The 248-nt window shown below is 41.9% G+C and carries 1 protein-coding gene; it reads left to right on the top strand.

Going from position 1 to position 248, the window contains the following annotated elements:
• Positions 1-78 precede the first annotated feature (78 nt).
• Positions 79-248 (top strand): ATP-binding cassette domain-containing protein (locus tag ETC07_RS16330; protein ID WP_136249340.1); only part of this gene is annotated, 170 nt, incomplete at its 3' end.

The following is a 248-nucleotide window of genomic DNA, read 5'->3' as shown; positions in this document are numbered from 1 at the left end:
ATATTTTTAGTCTTCCACCTCCTCACTCGCCTCGAAAAGAAAGAGTTAGTCAACACCTTGAAAGGAGCATAATACAGCATGATAGAACTGCAAGAAGTGAGTAAAAAGTTTGGGAAACATCAGATTTTTGAAAATTTTTCCCTCAGTATTCCAGCTCAGAAAATGACAGCGATACTCGGAAGAAGTGGCGCCGGAAAGTCCACGCTTCTTAATCTTATCGGACTGATTGAAGGCGCAGATTCTGGGAG

The organism is Halomonas borealis, assembly GCF_004798905.1.
In the GTDB taxonomy this organism is placed as follows: domain Bacteria; phylum Pseudomonadota; class Gammaproteobacteria; order Pseudomonadales; family Halomonadaceae; genus Halomonas; species Halomonas borealis.
This window is presented reverse-complemented; position numbering and strand designations above follow the sequence as displayed.